Raw genomic sequence first — 15,617 nt, 5'->3', positions numbered from 1 at the left:
GGGCAAGTGGGCATTCAAAAGTTTGTATTACCACACCACAGACTGCTATTCATTATGCAACAAATGCGACTTTTCAAATTCTGCGCTGCTATAATCGTAAAAAATATGCACACTTCACAAACGCTTATAATGCAATGATTTTCAACACGATACGTACAATAAGATTCTTTGCTACGCAAAATTGTTTCACAAAAAAGTCGTGAAACAATTTGTCAATTCAAAAAAAGTTCGTACTTTTGCATCGCTTTAGAGGAAAACCTTGGGCGTTTAGCTCAGCTGGTTCAGAGCATCTGCCTTACAAGCAGAGGGTCGGCGGTTCGAATCCGTCAACGCCCACACAAGTACAAACACAAGGTTATTTCTCATCACAAAGCATTGCAAACAAAAGTTCGGGCGTTTAGCTCAGCTGGTTCAGAGCATCTGCCTTACAAGCAGAGGGTCGGCGGTTCGAATCCGTCAACGCCCACTACACACTCTACTCAAACTTTTGTTTGCTACCTCACAACATGAGGGCGTTTAGCTCAGCTGGTTCAGAGCATCTGCCTTACAAGCAGAGGGTCGGCGGTTCGAATCCGTCAACGCCCACACAAGTACACACAATTTGATTCGCTGTTTTTATTACAGGGCGTTTAGCTCAGCTGGTTCAGAGCATCTGCCTTACAAGCAGAGGGTCGGCGGTTCGAATCCGTCAACGCCCACATTAAACATAGGAGTATCGTTATGGATACTCCTCTTTTTGTATTTTTGCTGTTCTGTTAAACCATTCTGATATTACTCACGGATTGCACCGATTGCACGGATTTTTTTGCTCGTACAACGTGCTTTAGCACCACGGAGATGACGGAATTGACGGATTTTGTGAGCATTTCATGCTCACTTCGCTATTAGCTCGTTGCCGCGGATAGGCACCTTACTGCATAATCTATGCTAACGTATTTCGCCAAGGGTACGCGTTACGGGCCAATAGCGAAGTGAGCATGAAATGCTCACAAAATCCGTCAATTCCGTCATCTCCGTGGTGCTAAAGCACATTGCACAAGCAAAAAAATCCGTGCAATCGGTGCGATCCGTGAGTATAATATCAGAACGGGTTAACCGGACAGCAATAAAAGCTGATAGAAAACACAGGCACTAATGGGGGCGACGCGTCCCGCGTCGGTTTTATAAGCAACCTTGTCCCGCGCGATAGTGAAAAGGGAAATATGCCGTCAACCCGCTACAGCGTTAACTTGTCGCCATAAACATAGGTGGCATCGCGCCATTCGACAAATGGCTGTTCGCAAAGCAACGGATAGTGCTTGACAGGATGGCCATCGTGCGCGAATTCTACGACCTCGCGGTGCAACGTTTGCCCCGTGGGCAACACGACTCTGGAATATGCTATCAATCGTGACATGATGTGTGCGGTATGTATCTACACAAAATGCGGCTTACGCTCATTGGCCGTGTCGGACCGCATAAGGCTGTCGCGCAAGCGGCGTTGGAAATTGACGGGACGGCGTGGTACAGAATCACCATGCGCCGGGGTGCTGGTGGCTCGTTCCACCTGCTGACCACGTACACGGTACATGCGCAGGTTCGACAGCGACACAATGCGGGCACGGTTGTCCCATGGGGCGCACTGGTATGCAAACAGTTCGATGCTCGTTACCTTGCCCTTGCCTATGGTGGTTTGCATCTGCTGGCTGCCACTCATAAACACAAACTGCTGCATGGTGGTCACCGAATCGCCAGCATAATGTATGGTGGCATACATCATGACGCGGTGCTCGCCTTCATGATAGAACCACTCGGCATTGAACATCAGCACCAGACGGTCGCCACTTTTTATAGCCGTATCGGCACGCTGGGTGTAAACAAAACGGTTTACGCCTTGAGAGTTGAGCAAAATGCTTGACGGGCCTTGCCACACGTTCAGCGTGTCGCCACTTGCCGTTTGCAAGCCTGGCAGCAGCGCGTTGTTTGTAACATCGACACTGCCGCCCATACGCTCTGACAAGCGGGCGTATATTTTGCCAAGCTTGTCGGCATGGCGCTCATACCATATCATGGACTTGTCGAAATCGGATTGGGTGATGCCATATTTCATGAACACCGCTTCCTGATAGAGCCGGGTGTAATAAGCTATGCTGTCACCTGGCATTTGCTGTGCCATGGCTTGTGCCATGTGGTAGTCGTAGAGCACATCTTCCATCTTGCCAGCGCCAAGCACGCCATCGGGGGGACCTGGCTTGCACGACATGAGGCAGAGTGCCGATATTAAGAGCAGAATTATTGAACGTAAACGTAAGAACTTCGTCATATAAGTACTATATGCGGAAAGATGGGGGCTGTTTACTTTTTAAGCAGCCCCATGTTTGATATATACTTGTGATAGAACAACACGAGTGCTACGGCGCCACAACTGATTGAGGCATCGGCAAAATTGAATATGGCACCAAAGAAGGTGTTGCCACCGAACAAGGGCACCCAATCAGGCCATGTGAACAACGGGAAATAGAACATATCGACTACCTTGCCCGACAAGAAACTGCCATAACCCTGGCCAAAGGGCACTAACTGGGCGGGTAAATAGGGGGTGCTTTCGGTGAATATCAATCCGTAGAACATGTTGTCGATGATGTTGCCCGCAGCACCGGCTATAATCATGGCCACACACACTATCAGGCCATAGGGTGCCTTGCGCTGTATTAACCGCGACAGCAGCACGCAAAACAGGCCTATTGCTACCACGCGGAACAGCGCCAAGAACATGGTGCCCACGAACTGCATGCCAAAGGCCATGCCACGATTTTCGGTAAAAAGGATATGGAACCAATCACGCGCTACAACATAGTCCTCGTGCAGCATGAAGGTGGTTTTGATGTCAAACTTTATGAGTTGGTCTATCACAATGACTCCCAACACAATAAGTATGGCCAATATGGTACGACGCATAGAGTTTGTTGAATGTAAAGATGCTGACATTTGATAATAGGGGCTGATTATTCTGGCTTTAATTCTGTTAGTAACTCAAGCTTCGGGGTTAACTTGAACGGGCCGAAGGGCCAATGACTTCCATAGCCCAAGGCAGCGCGTTGGGTTTTCAGCAAGAGGAAATGGACGTCCTCAAGCACCAAGCGCAACCTCTAATGGGGGCAACGCGTCTCGCGTCGGGAAAAGAGGCAGTTATTATTTAGTAAAGCTCGTATTTTTCTCCTTTCTCTATCCCGACGCGGGACGCGTCGCCCCCATTAGTGCTTGCGTTTTTTGCAGCGCGTTTCTGGCTACTTAAAATGTCCCAAAAACGGTCTCGCTTTTAATGCCAAGGCATACCTGCTTATCAGCGTGCTTGTTTGGCCTCGATGCTGAGTGTGGCATGAGGTACTGCACGCAAACGTTCCTTGGGTATGAGTTTGCCCGTTACACGGCAGATGCCGTAGGTCTTGTTTTCAATACGCACAAGGGCTGCTTGCAATGCTTGGATAAACTTTTGCTGACGTGCTGCCATGGTGGTTAGCTCCTCCTTGGTTTGCGTCATAGAGCCCTCCTCGAGTATTTTGTAGGTTGGCATGGTGTCGTCCACATCATTGCCATTTTTATTGCTGAGCGTATCCATCATTTGCTGATAGTCGCGTTTGGCCAGCTCAAGTTTGCTGAGGATTATTTGCTTGAACTCTTCAAGTTCCTCGTCTGAATAACGTTTCTTTTCCGTCATGGTTATTAGGGTGTTAGATGGCTATGCAGGCTGGCACTCTGTCAAACGGCTCACGCGATGTGAACCCTTGCATGCTGCTCAGTTGCCGCCATTATTATTAAAAAACGCAATGGGCAAATAGGCAACCACACTGCCAGACGGCTCATGTTGTGATCGCTTATTTGCTCATTACCAACAGTTCTGATTATCGCGTAATGCTCATTTTGGCCTTGAAGTCTTCAAAGTCAAACTCTGCGGCATCACCGGGCAGTGTGTCAGCTACCTCAATGCTGTCGGCAAGCACTTGCGATGCGATATATTCATTGAAAGCCTCAACCGCTGCAGCAAGTTGTGCCTGGTTTTCTATCACCACACGTATGCGGTCGGTGATTTCAAAACCACTCTCCTTGCGGTAGGTTTGAATGCGCTTTACTATTTCGCGTGCCAAACCTTCGTTGCGAAGCTCGGGGGTGAGTTCAAGGTCAAGTGCCACAGTGAGTGCGCCCTCGTTGGCCACTGTCCAGCCGGGCATGTCCTCGCTGATTATTTCCACATCGGCACGCTCTATCTCAACCGGTTGTCCTTCAACTGTGACTGAGAGTTTGCCTTCGCTGTCGAGCTTGTTGATGTCGTCCTGACCAAGTGCCGTAACCACGGCATTGACGGCCTTCATCAGTTTGCCAAACTTCTTGCCCATTACGCGGAAGTTGCACTTTACTTTCTTCTCCAGCATGTTGGCGTCGGCATAGCGCAGCTCCTTTACATTGACCTCGTCAAGAATGAGCTGGCTGACAGCTGCCAGGTCTTCGCGCAACTGGTTGTCGGTTACGGGAATTGATATGCACTGCAGGGGCTGGCGTACGATGACGTGCTCTTTTTTGCGCAACGACAGAGTCATTGACGACACTTTCTGAGCCAGTTCCATGCGGCGCTCAAGTGCCTTGTCTATGCAAGCCTCGTCAGCCTTGGGGAATGTGGCGAGATGCACACTTTCAGCAGCACCCTTGACGCCTGCCGTGAGATCGCTATAAAGACGGTCGGCATAGAAGGGGGCGATAGGAGCCATCAACTTGGCCACGGTGAGCAAACAGGTGTAGAGTGTTTGATAAGCACTCAGCTTGTCGGTGTTCATGCCACCACCCCAGAAGCGCTTGCGGCTCAAACGCACATGCCAGTTTGACAAGTTGTCGATGACAAATGTCTGTATCAAACGGCCGGCCTTGGTGGGTTCGTAGTCTTCGTAGTCAGCAGTCACCTCGCTGATGAGCGTGTTGAGTTCTGACAAGATCCAACGGTCTATCTCGGGACGCTCATTCATTGGCACTTGCGGTGCTGCGGGGTCGAAGTTGTCGACATTGGCATACATGGCAAAGAACGAATACGTCTGATAGAGCTTGCCGAAGAATGTGCGGGCAACTTCCTGCACGCCCTCTTCGTCGAACTTGAGATTGTCCCAAGGCGAAGAATTGGTTATCATGTACCAACGCAAGGGGTCGGAACCGTACTTTTTGATTGCGCCAAATGGCTCTACGGCATTGCCAAGACGTTTCGACATCTTGTTGCCATTCTTGTCGAGCACCAAGCCATTGCTTATTACTGCCTTGAATGCCACGCTGTCGAACACCATTGTGGCAATGGCATGCAATGTGAAGAACCAGCCACGTGTTTGGTCTACGCCCTCGGCTATGAAATCGGCGGGGTAAACGGTTCGGCTGTCGAGCAGTTCCTTGTTTTCAAACGGATAGTGGATTTGCGCGTAAGGCATTGAACCTGAATCGAACCATACGTCTATCAAATCGCTCTCACGCTTCATGGGCTTGCCCGAAGGTGATACTAATATGATATTGTCTACGTAAGGACGGTGCAAATCTATGCGGTGATAGTTGTCGGCTAAATAGTCGCCCGGAACGAAGCCTTTGTCCTTCAACGGATTTGAGGTCATGAAACCTGCAGCCACACTCTTTTCAATCTCGGCATTGAGTTGCTCGAGCGAACTGATGCATATTTCTTCGCGTGTCTCAGCATTGCGCCAAATAGGCAACGGGGTGCCCCAATAACGCGAACGGCTCAAGTTCCAGTCGTTAAGGTTTTCAAGCCATTTGCCAAAACGGCCCGAACCTGTGCTGGCGGGTTTCCAATGAATGCCATTGTTCAACTCCATCATGCGCTCTTTAAGGGCTGAGCTGCGAATGAACCAGCTGTCGAGCGGATAATAGAGGATAGGTTTGTCTGTGCGCCAACAATGCGGATAGTTGTGCACATGTTTCTCAATTTTGAATGCCTCACCAGCCTGTTTCATTTCCAGGCAAATGACGATATTCAAGTCCTCTGCTTTGGCGGCAGCCTTTTCGTCATATTTTCCGTCCTTGTTAAATTCGGGAGCGTAAGCATTCTTCACATAATCGCCGGCATGATGGCTGTAAGCCTCAACGTCTACGCACTTGGCTACAAAGTTGTCGCACAACTCGTCGAGCACATAGTACTTGCCGGTAAGGTCTACCATCGGACGTGTTTCGCCCGCCTTGTTTATCAAGAAGAGTGAAGGTATGCCGGCGGCCTTGGCCACCTTGGCATCGTCGGCACCGAAGGTTGGCGCTATATGTACAATACCTGTACCATCTTCGGTTGTCACATAGTCGCCCGGAATAACACGGAAAGCTTCTTCGGCAAGTTCAACAAACTTGTCGATGCCTGAAGTAAAGCACTTGTCGGGGTGGGCAGCAGCATATGCGCTAACCCATGCGGGTGAATTGTCTTCAACCTTCTCGGTGGGTTTAACCCAAGGCATCAACTGCTTGTAGTGCATGCCCACGAGGTCTGAACCCTTCCACTCGCCCACAATGCGGTAAGGTATCACCTTATCGCCGTGTTTGTAAGCGTCAAAGTCGGCATTCTCGCCCTCGGGCTTGAAATAAGCTGCCACACGCGCCTTGGCCACGACTGCGGTCATGGGCTCGCCATTGTAGGGGTTGAATGTTTCAACTGCCACATAGTCAATGTTCGGACCAACGCACAATGCGGTGTTCGAAGGCAGAGTCCAGGGCGTTGTTGTCCAAGCCAAGAAGTATGGCTTGCCGAACTTCGTCATCTCGGGTTTAGGATCGAGAATGGCAAACTGCGCCGTAACGGTAGTATCCTTTACATCGCGGTAGCAGCCCGGCTGGTTAAGCTCGTGTGAGCTCAATCCTGTACCTGCAGCAGGCGAGTAAGGCTGTATGGTATAGCCTTTGTACAGCAAGCCCTTTTTATAGAGTTGGCCGAGGAGCCACCACAAGGTTTCGATATACGAGTTTTCGTATGTGATATACGGGTGTTCCATATCTACCCAATAGCCCATCAGGTGACTGAGGTCTGTCCACTCTTGTGTGAACTTCATCACATTCTGACGGCAACGGGCATTATAATCCTCAATAGAAATAGTTTTACCGATATCCTCCTTGGTTATACCCAGTTCTTTCTCTACTCCAAGTTCAACAGGCAGACCATGTGTGTCCCAACCAGCCTTGCGCTTTACTTGAAAGCCTTGCATAGTTTTGTAGCGGCAGAACACGTCCTTAATGGTACGTGCCATCACATGATGAATACCGGGGTGTCCATTGGCAGAAGGAGGACCTTCAAAGAATACAAAAGAAGGACAACCTTCGCGTTCATTCATGCTCTTGTGGAACAAGTCCTGCTTGTCCCACTCATTGAGCACCTCTTCATTAACCTTGTATAAGTTAAGTCCGTTACGTTCGGTAAATTTCATATTTCTTGTATTGTTTCTTTCTTATTTTAGTCTGCAAAGATAGTGCAAGGTGAGCGCAATACAAAACGAAAGTCTTAAAACTTTCGTTTTTATTGCCGAACCGAAGCCTATCTTGGGCGATAGCCAAAGGGCAAGGTGAGCGCAATACAAAACGAAAGTCTCAAAACTTTCGTTTTTATTGCCGAACCGCAGCCTATCTTGGGCGATAGCCAAAGGGCAAGGTGAGCGCAATACAAAACGAAAGTCTCAAAACTTTCGTTTTTATTGCCGAACCGAAGCCTATCTTGGGCGATAGCCAAAGGGCAAGGTGAGCGCAATACAAAACGAAAGTCTCAAAACTTTCGTTTTTATTGCCGAACCGCAGCCTATCTTGGGCGATAGCCAAAGGGCAAGGTGAGCGCGGTTATTCCGTGCCACCAGTTTTCGGCCCCACCCAAAGAACATAAGCTGCAAGGCCTATTGCACAGAGTGCAAAATCGACAGTAAAATTATCTGACACACCACAAGCACTGAACAAAAATCCCAGTGAAAAAGCCATACGCCATGTCAGAATATAGGTATTCTGTGCCGTGCCACGCTGACAATGTTGCGCCGATACGACCCAATCCATAAGGTGACGCGACGACACCGCCCCTACGCCAAAGCCGAGCAAGCCATAAGCCACGCTGACAACGGCGAAAGAATTGACAGGCAACATGCACAATGCCAACATTATAAGTAAATAGGCAAACGACACAATGCCGCGTTGCCCCATACGGCGCCTTACGAACAGCTGCACCAAAAAGGCTGCCAACACGCCAAGAGCCATGCACAGACAGGGCCACGCATTCAACATCAAACCGGCCATGCGTCCGAACACCCATGGCGCAGCGAACATGGTCAGCCCCAAGTGCATCGAACTGGGCAAGAAGAAGCGGTCGAGCGTTACCAACGGCACCTTGACCGGAGCCTTGACCGGCACTGTGGTTTGTGCTACAAGCAGAAAAGCCAAAGCACAAGGCACAAGCGTCCACCAAAAGGCCAAGTCGACTGTCACGACCCGCAACAACACATAACCCAAGAACAGTCCCAAGGGAATGCCCAAGCGACCGGCCCAACCATAAATAATGTCACCACGGTTACGCTGTTTCGACTGCAATATATCGTTGACCAGAGTCGTACCGAGGGCCGTTTGTGCCACGCCAAAAGCCATTCCTTGCAACAGTTGCAATGCCACAATGCTTTCGAGGTTATGCACGCAAAACATATAGCCAAGCAATGTCACTACGGGACCTGCCACCAGTGCCGCCTTCAAAAACACTTCCTTACGGGAACGCCGTTCCATCAGGTGTGCACCAAACGGGCCAGGAATTACCATGCCCACAGCAAAAGCCAGCACAGCATACCCCGTCCACGCGGGTGTACCACCCAAATTTTCGACCAGGACAGCGAGCAACGGCACTGTGGCGAATATAAAAATATGCAAGAACCAGTTGGCTACGCACATATTGATAAAGCGCGAACTCGACAACCGGTTGTGAACTTGTGTACTCATCATTTCAACACCAGATGCGGCACTCGCCCTATGATGTGCAATCAAAGGACGTTCCGCCATAAGCGTTTGTTTTAATAGCTTTCGTTAGCATTCGGAAAGTCGCCCGTCTTCACATCTGCCACATACGCTCCAATAGCGTCTGTCATAATGGTGTGCAAATCGGCGTAACGACGCAAGAATTTTGGCGAGAAACCATTGTTCTTGCCCAACATATCGTCCACTACAAGCACTTGTCCGTCGGCCGGTCCGGCACCAATACCTATGATGGGGATATCTACGCTTTCGACAGCTTTTTGGCAGAGTGCGGCGGGAATTTTCTCCAACACCACGGCACAGCAGCCCACCTCAGCCAAGAGTTTCACGTCCGACAGCAGCTTTTCGGCCTCAGCATCTTCCTTGGCACGCACGGCGTAGGTGCCAAATTTATTGATGCTTTGTGGTGTCAGACCCAGATGTCCAACAACAGGAATGCCTGCATCGAGTATGCGTTTTACGCCCTCTATTATCTCGACACCGCCCTCAAGTTTCACGGCATCACAGCCCGTTTCTTTCATTATGCGTATGGCGTTTCGCACGGCTTCCTTTTCGTCAATCTGATAGGTACCGAAAGGCATGTCGCACACCACGAGCGCACGTTTTACCGCACGTGCCACCGATCGGGCATGATAAATCATTTGGTCGAGCGTAATGGGGAGCGTGGTCATGTTGCCAGCCATCACGTTAGAGGCGCTGTCGCCTATCAATATCATATCTACACCGGCCTCGTCCACAATCTTAGCGGTTGTAAAGTCGTACGAAGTGAGCATGGCAATTTTCTTGCCCTCTGCTTTCATTTCCTTCAAACGATGCGTCGTCACCTTGCGCGTATCGTCAACTAAATATCCTGGCATTATTATTTATTATTTAATAAGTTGCACATCTGTACAACGGTTATTTCAGTAAAATCATTTATCACCTTGTCGCACAACGGCTCTATCACCTTTGCGCTATTCGTTGTAGTCAGCCCTACCACCAACGCGCCGCTGTTGCGACCAGCCTGCAAGCCACTAATAGAGTCCTCAAACACTACTGCATTTTGTGCGTCTCCGCCCAAAGCCCTTGCAGCATCAATGTAGCAATCGGGAGCGGGCTTTGAGCGCCGTGCGTCCTCTGCGGTAAATATGCGGTCGAACAGCTCCGGCAATTCGGGGTGACACTTGAACAGGCACTGCATCTTTTTATTATCAGAGCTTGTAACAACTGCCACAGGAATTGTGGCCTCACGCAATGCTCTGACAAAAGTCACCGCACCTTTTATATATGGAAAGTCCATTTCGCGTTCAAACTGCCACAACTCTTCTATCACCTGCTGCCGCTTTTCTGCATCATTGGGGTAATATTCGCCAACAATTTGCTTGAGCGTGTGTCCTTTGATACGTGCTGCAAAATCCTCCGTTTCGGGAAAATCACGTTTGCCTACTTTTTCCCAAAACAACGTGTACTGCCCTTCCGTGTCAACAATCACGCCGTCCAGGTCAAATAGGGCGATGGTCTGCATTCTCGTCATAGTTGTTTAGTTTTGTATGCGTGGCAAGCGTCATATCTTGTCACGCTGCAAAGTTACGTATTCTTTCTGAGCTATACACAAAAGGCACTGTTTATCTTATTCGCACACAGATAACGCCCCGCTTTAAGCACCCTTCATACAATCTGATATATTCACACACCGAGCCCGGCCACCACCGCTAACGGATTTTGGCCGGGCTCCTGTTTCTATCACATTGTTATTGTTCAATATTCTCTTTCGCCAAAGATGGCGGTACCCACACGCACAAGTGTTGCGCCCTCGTCCATGGCCACATCATAGTCGTGCGACATACCCCACGAACGCTCACAAAAGTGCGGGTCGTCAGCAAAGAAACGTTGTTTCAACTCGTCAAAATACACGCGGGCTTGATGAAACTCGCTCCGCACCTGCACCATGTCGGGCGTGTTCGAAGCCACACACATCAAACCGGCTATCTGCACATTTTTCAAAGCGCGCCACGCCCCATCTTCAAGCAAGGCGGTGCAGGCCTCGGGCGTAAAGCCATACTTGCTCTCTTCCTGCGCTATGTGCAATTCGAGCAAACAGGGTATCACGCGGTCATGCTTAGCCGCCTGTTTGTTTATTTCGGCCAGCAGTTTGTAGCTGTCCACAGCATGTATGAGCGAGATGTATGACGCAATATATTTCACCTTGTTAGGCTGCAGATGACCGATAAAATGCCATTGTATGTCGGCCGGCAAAGCCTCGTGTTTGGCCTGCAGTTCCTGTACGCGGCTCTCGCCAAATATGCGTTGGCCCTGGTCATAAGCCTCCTTGATGAGTGCCGCCGGGTGGAATTTTGACACGGCTACAAGTTCTACGCCTTGCTTTACCGTAGCCCTTACTTCGTTAAGATGTATCATAGCCTCAAAATAATAGATTTTCTACTTATTTGCCCGTTAACTTGTCAACCCGTCAACTCATTACGTCGACGCGTACTTATCAACTCATTACGCCACGCCTAAGAACGGCTTTAATATCCGGCAGTGTGGTTGTCAAGCCTCATATTCGGGCTTGTCCTCACCAGCCTTTTTGTGGTGTACAACATAGTGGAATATGTCCATAATAGCCGTTTCGGTAACCGAGGCTATGGTGTAGTCCATCATTGAGCCTTTCATACCCTCGTCAAGGCGCTTGATCGAATCGCGCAAATCGGCAGCCTGCACAAGCACATTCTGCGAGGTCTTCTTCTCCTTGCCACTCTTTTCGTCGAGTGTGATAAAGAGCAGTTTGGCACGGAAAAACTTGTCGGCGCTGTCATCGCCAGGTGCCTCAAACAGTTCGGCATAGTGGGCGCGCTTGATGTCGCTCACCTCAAAGGCACCGGTCATAAATGGGGTTATCTCTTCTATAATACGTGCTTCAGCTTCGGTAAAGTTCAAGGCGTCTACCAAATAAGGCTCTGTCACCTTCTTTACAAGACCATTTTCCATAGTCTTTTCATACTTCACCTTACACTCAAACCATTCGTTGTTCATTGTTAGTCGTATTGTTTTATTGTTCTACTTGCACCAAACGGACGTTTTACATTAACGCATCTTGCATACCGACGGGATAAGTGCGCCCGCTTAGCGGACGGCAAAATTATAAATTTATTTTCACCTGACCCTTGCCACGCGTAAATTTTCCGTAGCTTATGGCATGGTGCGGACAGATATGGTAGCAACGCAAACAATGCGTGCATTTGCCGGCATGCCATTGCGGCAAACCGTCTGCCCCCATACGCATATTGCCCAACGGACAACGGCGCACACAGGCACCACATTGGCTGCAGACACTGGCATCTACGCTGAAGCGGCGGTCGCTTATCAGCAACTTGTTAAAGAGCGGGCGCAACACATAACTTTTCAGCCAGGGCCATGCCCCACGCAGCATTTCACGCTCGTCAAACGGTGCCCGGCTGGCCACACACGTCGCCACATGTGTCATGCGCTGGTCGAAGGCGCGGTCTTTACGTTGTTGCACGTCAGGACTGTCCACATCGAACCCCGGCAAACATACATAGGTATTGCGCATCTGTACCACATAAACGGCATCGAGCTGCCACCCCACACGCTTCAGCGCCTTGCGCAATAACACGTCGGCATACCCCATGTCGTCACCGCAGGTCAGCACAGCATAAACATACTTGTGCCTGACGCCACGCGGCAATGACTTGACGAACTGCTCTACAAACACGGGCAGGCCCCAAGCATAGACGGGTAGCACAAAGCCCACCACCGCATCGTCACACACCGGGACATCAACCGCCACACTACTCATGTCGGCCAACTTCGTCGAAGTGCTTTGAGCCAACTGGGCTGCCACTTTGTACGAATTGCCGGTACCCGAAAAATAGTAAATCATTTGACGAACTGCTTTACAAAGACAAAATGCTTGTCAAAGACCTCTGCCGCCTCTGGTACAGGGCGATCAAACAAGCCAAATATCGTGCTGCCGCTGCCACTCATGGCTGCATACTGTGCCCCCATGTCGTAAAGTGTTTGTTTGATGGCTGCCAATTCCGGGTGATTGGGAAAGACCGATGCCTCAAAGTCGTTCACCACCAGACGTCGCCACTCCGTCACCGGCTGGGCGATGGCATCAATTAGCGGATAGTCGGCCGGTTTGGGCACGACCTGTGCATAAGCCTCCTTGGTCGACACAAACACATCGGGCTTTACCAACACGATGTGCTTGCCCTTGAGCGAAAGCGAAATTGGCTGCAACCTGTCGCCTATGCCCGTGGCATAAGCAGACCGGCACTTTACAAAGAAAGCGCAATCGGCTCCAAAGCTGGCCATACGCTGTTCCATTTCGGTCTCTGACATACCGAGTTCAAAGGTTTCGTTCAGCCCTGTCATCATCATGGCAGCATCACTGCTGCCCCCACCAAGTCCGGCTCCCATCGGTATGTGCTTGTAAAGATAGATGTCCAAGGGCGGCAAGTCGAACTCCTTTTTGAGCGACATATACACCTTTACCACCAAATTGTCGGAGGCGTCACCTGCCACAGGCACACCGCCCGTGGACAGCGTGTAAGGCGCTGTATCGTCGTCTGAAATCTTAAATTCAAGATTGTCACGCAACGGCACAGGATAAAACACGGTTTCAAGATCATGATAACCGTCGGCACGACGGGCCACCACATTCAAACCAATATTTATTTTGCACGGTGGCAACAAGAGTGTACGCTTGTCTGTTTGCATATTTAAGTTGGTGTTCAAATGTGGGTGGCTCTAACAATTCTGAAACAGGGATTTGTGCACTATCATAGTGCGCAAATCACATTTCAGAATGGCAGAACTCTAAAAACAGAATTTTTAGAACCACCCACTTGTCTTACCCCCGTTGGCGGTCTGAGCTGAACGGGGCAACAAGTTGAATTGTAAAATAATTGATAGGCAGTAGAAGCTGGCACAACGCTAACCTGACAATCTCTGAAGCCGCGTCACGCCAAAGCATACTGCCAAATGTCCGGCACAAGTGCCTTTTTTGACAAACCGCAAACAAAGTTAATGTTTTTCCTTTACTTGAACGCCGTGCGCCTAAATCTTTGAACCTCAAAACACAAAAATAAAACATATTTCACACAAAAAGCACAAAAAGGCTGTAAATGCCTTGGCACTTCGGAGGGCATTACTTATCTTTGCAAGAGCTATTTGCTCCAACTGAACAAGAGCACATGGCACAAACAACACAACAATATGGGATTATTTTCAAAATTATTCAAACATAAGGAACAGCCCAACGAAACAGGTTGGCGCGTGGGCGGCATGGAAGATTTCATGATGCTCATTCGCGTTTATTATCAAGCTGTCATGGCGGCTAACCTTGGCATCAGCAACCTCTCTGCACTGCCCGACCTCAGAGTGTTCAAGCAGACACTCCACGTACAAACCGTCAACAACAAGTTGGGCTTGGGCGAAAAGAACAAATGCCGCAAAATGCTGATGGAAATTTACGGCATCGAGGACTTCTTCTTCAAGGAAATTGACCGAAGCATCAAGCGCCACTGCCGCAATGTGAACGATGTGCGCAACTATCTGTTCCTCTTCCAGGGCTTTTCACAAGAGCTGATGATGCTCATGGGCAACATCATGAAGTGGAAGTTCCGCCTGCCAAGCATGTTCCAGCAGGCGCTGCGCAACCTCACTGCCAAGGCCATCAACGAAGTCCTGACCAAAGACACCTGGAAGGACGAAGGTGTGCGGAAGGCTTGCATCGCCGTACGACGCTACCAACAGCAACTGGGCTATAGCGCCGAATGGATGACCACCTACGTATACAACGTGGTAATACTGGCCAAAAAAGAGCCTAAACCAAGCGACAAGGACGAGAAGTAAGCGTGTCACACCCGCACCAATCCCCCCCCACCCCTCTCAACCGTTCAAAGCATAAATAATGACTAACGAACAAGAAATAGCACTTCGAAACTTTGAAGCACGCGTGCGCCAACTCATGATGGCGTATCAAGACGAGCGACAAAAAAACGCCGACTTGCAAGCGCAGCTCGAAGCGTGCCAGCAACAACTTGCTGGCGCGGAGCAGACTATTGACGGTTTGAAAAAGGACTACGACACGCTGAAAACGGCACGCATGATTGAGGTGAGCGGCGACGATGTGAAAGAGTCGAGAGCCAAAATAGCACGACTCATACGCGAAGTGGACAAGTGTATTGCATTATTAGACGTTTAGACACTCGTATTATGGAGAACAACAACGAAAAAATGGTCATACAGCTGCTCATCGGCAAGCAAGCTTTCCCTATTACCATCAAACGTGACCAAGAGGAAATTTACCGACGGGCCTCACAACTCATCAACGAGAAACTCGGACGCTACGAGCAATCTTACCCTCATCTCGGATACGAAAAATACACCTCTGTCGCATTACTCGACTTTGCCGTACAGGTGCTGCAATTACAGGCACAACAAGACCAGTCGCCCTACGAAAACACCGTAACAAGGCTGACGCAAGAACTTGAAGAGCTATTGGCCGAAAAATAGCGCACACCACGGGCAAACCTGCTTGCCCACCACCAAGCGCCACAACTGCCACACCTTGCACCCTTACGCTTATTTATAAAAATGACAATTAACGACGCTGCCCG

General features: G+C 49.7%; 15 protein-coding genes and 4 tRNA genes. 7 read left to right on the top strand and 12 right to left on the bottom strand.

Features of this window, described 5'->3' with window-relative positions; genetic code table 11:
• Window positions 1-261: 261 nt before the first annotated feature.
• From BQ5453_RS09525 to BQ5453_RS09510, 4 genes are all read left to right on the top strand, one after another.
• Window positions 262-336, top strand: a tRNA-Val gene (locus BQ5453_RS09525).
• 55 nt (window positions 337-391) lie between these two features.
• Window positions 392-466 (top strand) — tRNA-Val (locus BQ5453_RS09520).
• A 44-nt stretch (window positions 467-510) separates the two neighbouring features.
• Window positions 511-585 (top strand) — tRNA-Val (locus tag BQ5453_RS09515).
• A 38-nt stretch (window positions 586-623) separates the two neighbouring features.
• A tRNA-Val gene (locus BQ5453_RS09510) sits at window positions 624-698 on the top strand.
• Between the two features lie 518 nt (window positions 699-1,216).
• Here the strand turns inward: BQ5453_RS09510 and BQ5453_RS09505 are convergent.
• The 12 genes from BQ5453_RS09505 to ispE form a co-directional block, all read right to left on the bottom strand.
• Window positions 1,217-1,396 carry a hypothetical protein gene (locus BQ5453_RS09505; protein WP_071123043.1) on the bottom strand — a complete coding sequence of 60 codons (180 nt, stop codon included), beginning with the start codon at window positions 1,394-1,396 and terminating at the stop codon, window positions 1,217-1,219.
• 18 nt (window positions 1,397-1,414) lie between these two features.
• A complete protein-coding gene (locus BQ5453_RS09500; protein ID WP_083361197.1) occupies window positions 1,415-2,302 on the bottom strand; it encodes a DUF4296 domain-containing protein in 888 nt (295 codons plus the stop codon).
• 32 nt (window positions 2,303-2,334) lie between these two features.
• The gene (locus BQ5453_RS09495) at window positions 2,335-2,937 is read right to left on the bottom strand and encodes a lipoprotein signal peptidase (RefSeq protein WP_071123041.1); all 603 of its coding nucleotides are present in this window, start codon (window positions 2,935-2,937) and stop codon (window positions 2,335-2,337) included.
• A gap of 385 nt (window positions 2,938-3,322) precedes the next feature.
• Window positions 3,323-3,697, bottom strand: a complete 375-nt coding sequence (locus BQ5453_RS09490) for a TraR/DksA family transcriptional regulator (protein ID WP_022102780.1) — start codon at window positions 3,695-3,697, stop codon at window positions 3,323-3,325.
• Between the two features lie 184 nt (window positions 3,698-3,881).
• Window positions 3,882-7,424, bottom strand: coding sequence for an isoleucine--tRNA ligase (ileS, locus tag BQ5453_RS09485; RefSeq protein ID WP_071123040.1), 3,543 nt, complete (start codon window positions 7,422-7,424; stop codon window positions 3,882-3,884).
• A 403-nt stretch (window positions 7,425-7,827) separates the two neighbouring features.
• Window positions 7,828-9,018, bottom strand: coding sequence for an MFS transporter (locus BQ5453_RS09480; RefSeq protein WP_083361196.1), 1,191 nt, complete (start codon window positions 9,016-9,018; stop codon window positions 7,828-7,830).
• 11 nt (window positions 9,019-9,029) lie between these two features.
• Entirely contained in the window at window positions 9,030-9,848 is an 819-nt protein-coding gene (panB, locus tag BQ5453_RS09475) for a 3-methyl-2-oxobutanoate hydroxymethyltransferase (protein ID WP_071123038.1), read from the bottom strand.
• A 2-nt stretch (window positions 9,849-9,850) separates the two neighbouring features.
• A complete protein-coding gene (locus BQ5453_RS09470) occupies window positions 9,851-10,504 on the bottom strand; it encodes an HAD family hydrolase (protein WP_071123037.1) in 654 nt (217 codons plus the stop codon).
• Between the two features lie 224 nt (window positions 10,505-10,728).
• Window positions 10,729-11,388, bottom strand: coding sequence for a YggS family pyridoxal phosphate-dependent enzyme (locus tag BQ5453_RS09465; RefSeq protein WP_071123036.1), 660 nt, complete (start codon window positions 11,386-11,388; stop codon window positions 10,729-10,731).
• Between the two features lie 132 nt (window positions 11,389-11,520).
• Window positions 11,521-12,003 carry a DUF4494 domain-containing protein gene (locus BQ5453_RS09460; RefSeq protein ID WP_022102774.1) on the bottom strand — a complete coding sequence of 161 codons (483 nt, stop codon included), beginning with the start codon at window positions 12,001-12,003 and terminating at the stop codon, window positions 11,521-11,523.
• Between the two features lie 106 nt (window positions 12,004-12,109).
• Complete coding sequence (locus BQ5453_RS09455; RefSeq protein WP_071123035.1) at window positions 12,110-12,871, bottom strand: EFR1 family ferrodoxin; 762 nt, start codon at window positions 12,869-12,871, stop codon at window positions 12,110-12,112.
• Complete coding sequence (gene ispE, locus BQ5453_RS09450) at window positions 12,868-13,713, bottom strand: 4-(cytidine 5'-diphospho)-2-C-methyl-D-erythritol kinase (RefSeq protein ID WP_071123034.1); 846 nt, start codon at window positions 13,711-13,713, stop codon at window positions 12,868-12,870. Before ispE ends, BQ5453_RS09455 begins: the two co-directional genes overlap by 4 nt.
• 498 nt (window positions 13,714-14,211) lie before the next feature.
• Here ispE and BQ5453_RS09445 point away from each other — a divergent pair, with 498 nt between their 5' ends.
• The 3 genes from BQ5453_RS09445 to BQ5453_RS09435 are packed head-to-tail and all read left to right on the top strand — an operon-like array spanning window position 14,212 to window position 15,513.
• Entirely contained in the window at window positions 14,212-14,850 is a 639-nt protein-coding gene (locus BQ5453_RS09445) for a hypothetical protein (protein WP_022102771.1), read from the top strand.
• Between the two features lie 58 nt (window positions 14,851-14,908).
• Window positions 14,909-15,202, top strand: coding sequence for a hypothetical protein (locus tag BQ5453_RS09440; protein ID WP_071123033.1), 294 nt, complete (start codon window positions 14,909-14,911; stop codon window positions 15,200-15,202).
• An 11-nt stretch (window positions 15,203-15,213) separates the two neighbouring features.
• On the top strand, window positions 15,214-15,513 hold the full coding sequence (locus BQ5453_RS09435; protein ID WP_071123032.1) for a cell division protein ZapA: 300 nt from the start codon (window positions 15,214-15,216) through the stop codon (window positions 15,511-15,513).
• Window positions 15,514-15,617: the final 104 nt, after the last annotated feature.

It is taken from the genome of Prevotellamassilia timonensis, from assembly GCF_900106785.1.
GTDB classification, from domain to species: Bacteria; Bacteroidota; Bacteroidia; order Bacteroidales; family Bacteroidaceae; genus Alloprevotella; species Alloprevotella timonensis.
Note: the sequence above shows the minus strand (reverse complement) of the source record. Positions and strands in the feature narration are given on the sequence as shown.